The sequence below is a fragment of the Shewanella sp. 11B5 genome, from assembly GCF_002836795.1.
Lineage (GTDB): Bacteria > Pseudomonadota > Gammaproteobacteria > Enterobacterales > Shewanellaceae > Shewanella > Shewanella frigidimarina.
Window position 1 is genome coordinate 1 of sequence record NZ_PJAP01001008.1, and the last position, 2698, is coordinate 2698.

Consider the following 2698-nt stretch of genomic DNA (forward strand, 5'->3'; position numbering starts at 1 on the left):
GCAGCTTTTGCGGCCAAACTAGAGCAAAATATAAAAAACGCTGTTAATGTTGATTCAGTTGCTTGTTTAAGCCAAATGCAAGGTCAAATTAATGATAGTCTGCATATGTTAGATACTCTTTTTCCAGATGAAAGTGCAGTATTAACAACTAACACGCTGGATAATAATGCAATATTGCCGATACAAAGTATAGAACCCGATAAAATCAACCGATTAATGGAATTATTGGTTGAACAAAATTTAGATGCCATTGAGTACCTTGATCGCCTGTTAAGCGACGTGGTGCCAGATAAGCAGTGGTTAAGATTAAAAAACCAAGTGAGCCAACTTGAGTTCTTGGATGCTGTCGATACATTAACATCGATAATTAAGGAGTGATGCGTGTTCATAGATGAGTATATTTCTGGTGTTGCGCCAATTAGAGGTAAAATACTGTTAGTTGATGATCAAGTTGTGAACATCAAAATATTGCATCAACTATTGCAAACGGATTACGACATTTATATGGCTCGCGATGGTCATCAAGCTATTGATATGTGTAAAAAAGTCAAACCAGATATCGTGTTGTTAGATATTGAAATGCCAATGCTTAATGGATTTGATGTGTGTGCGCATTTGAAAAAAGACCCCGATACAGAAGATGTCGCCGTTATTTTTGTGTCAGGTCATTTTGATGAAGATAAAGAAGTTAAGGGATTTCAGTTAGGCGCGGTTGATTTTATTCATAAACCCATTAATCCCGTTATCACTAAAGCACGCATTAAAAATCAGATGATGGCTAAATCTCAAACTGATTTATTACGCTCTATTGCTTTGTTAGATGGATTAACAGGTGTGGCTAATCGGCGTAAGTTTGATCAAGTGCTACCCGTTACTTGGTTACAATGTGCACGTGAAAAACAGCCATTGACCATTATTTTATTGGATATCGATTTCTTTAAGCATTTTAATGACACCTACGGCCACACTGAGGGTGATACATGTTTACGTGTTGTTGCTCAGAAGATACAAGACACCGTTAACCGCCCTTATGACTTAGTTGCGCGTTATGGTGGTGAAGAGTTTATCTGTGTACTACCAAACACCGATTTAATTGGTGGCACTTATGTGGCTCAGCAAATTGTTGACAGTATAGTGTCATTGAAAATAGCCCATATAAACTCACCAATTTCTAAATTTGTTACTGTAAGTGCAGGGGTTTCAACTGTGGTGCCAATGTATGATATGCCCAATAAAATCTTAGTTGAAGCGGCAGATAAACAATTGTACTTAGCCAAAGACCGTGGCAGAAATAGAGTGCTAGGTTGTTTAGTTGAAGAAAATACCTAGGTAACTAGAGCAGCGCGGCTAGATGCTATAAAATCTTAGCAACAGCCTAGATCGCTGCGCTGCTAATACGCTTCGCGGCTAGATGCTATAAAATCTTAGCAACAGTCTAGAACGCTGTGCTGCTAGTACGCTTCGCGGCTAGATGCTATAAATGCATAGGCTTAGAGTCTAGACGACTAGAGCGCTACGCTGCTATAAAACCAAAGGCCTAGATGACTAGAACCTAGTTCGCTTGATATCGCTTGATATCGCTTGATATCGCTTTTCATCGCTTGCTATCCATTTTTTATTGTAACAACGCAGCAGTCCCTAGCAGGACGTAGTCCGCACTAGAAGCGTAGCGCACTAGAACCTAGGATCTAAAATTTATGCCGATAACCTAATACATAAGCTATATCAGCACTGTTATCCATGTTTAAAAAGTTCTCAACCATAGTGAATTCGATGGCGCTGCTATTGAAGTAATAGCGATAACCCAATAACGCTTCATTAGACGCCTCTGAGAAGTTCTCATCCCAACTTACCATGCCATCATAACGATGGTATTCAGCTAACCAACCGTGCCGACCGGTACGATATTCGTAACCCAGCCCCAACGTTAGGTAATGAGATTCGAAACTATTTTGCGATAGCGGCGCTTTATCGTGTAGGAAACTGATCCCTAGAGTAGAGTTCACATGGTGATTGCCATTGTGATAGCCGTAATTAATTTGCACGCTTTGCTGGAAGCTTTCATCAGCAAATGGGCCAGAATCAACAGACTTGTAGTACAGCGTGCCTCCAACCGAAATACCATGGTGTTCATTTTGCAGTAATTGATAACCTAAATATGCTGTAAATGCATTATTGAGAGTTTCACCATTAAAGTTTTCAATATCAATATCGTATTTTTCTGAACGCATTTGACTTTGGTGTTTAGCTTGCTGGTTACGACCATTTTGGTCAAATCCAAAAGCATCGTGGAACCACATTGTTAATGAATCTAAATGGTTGTCACCACTAAATTGCCAAGTGTAATTAGCATCAAACAGTAAATCCTCTGTAATTTGCCATTTTAAGCCGCTGCTAATCGCATTTTGGTAGTAATCAGCCAATAACTCATCGGATTCGGACCAGACGCTGGCAGCGTTGGCTGTGATATACCATTCCTTTTGACCTTGAGGTAATGAAAAACCAGAACGCAACAGTGGGCTAAGATTGAGAGATTGCATCGGTGATTGTGCATATACTTGTAAAGGTCCGTAATCATCAAAGCTGACTACTTGCGCTTGTGCAGGCAAGATGAAAGAAATACTCACAACGGATATCAGTTTAAGGTTGGTCTTCATTACAATTCCCTGAGTTTACTGTCCAGTTAATTTATCAGTGT

At 39.7% G+C, this 2698-nt stretch carries 3 protein-coding genes; 2 read left to right on the forward strand and 1 reads right to left on the reverse strand.

Features of this window, described 5'->3' with window-relative positions:
* The coding region (locus CXF78_RS19575) for a hypothetical protein (RefSeq protein ID WP_145991576.1) at positions 1-378 on the forward strand (378 nt) is incomplete at its 5' end.
* Positions 379-381: 3 nt separating this feature from the next.
* Positions 382-1329, forward strand: a complete 948-nt coding sequence (locus tag CXF78_RS19580; RefSeq protein WP_102037696.1) for a diguanylate cyclase — start codon at positions 382-384, stop codon at positions 1327-1329.
* A gap of 359 nt (positions 1330-1688) precedes the next feature.
* Here the strand turns inward: CXF78_RS19580 and CXF78_RS19585 are convergent, their stop codons facing one another.
* Complete coding sequence (locus CXF78_RS19585) at positions 1689-2657, reverse strand: DUF3187 family protein (RefSeq protein WP_102037697.1); 969 nt, start codon at positions 2655-2657, stop codon at positions 1689-1691.
* Positions 2658-2698 lie beyond the last annotated feature (41 nt).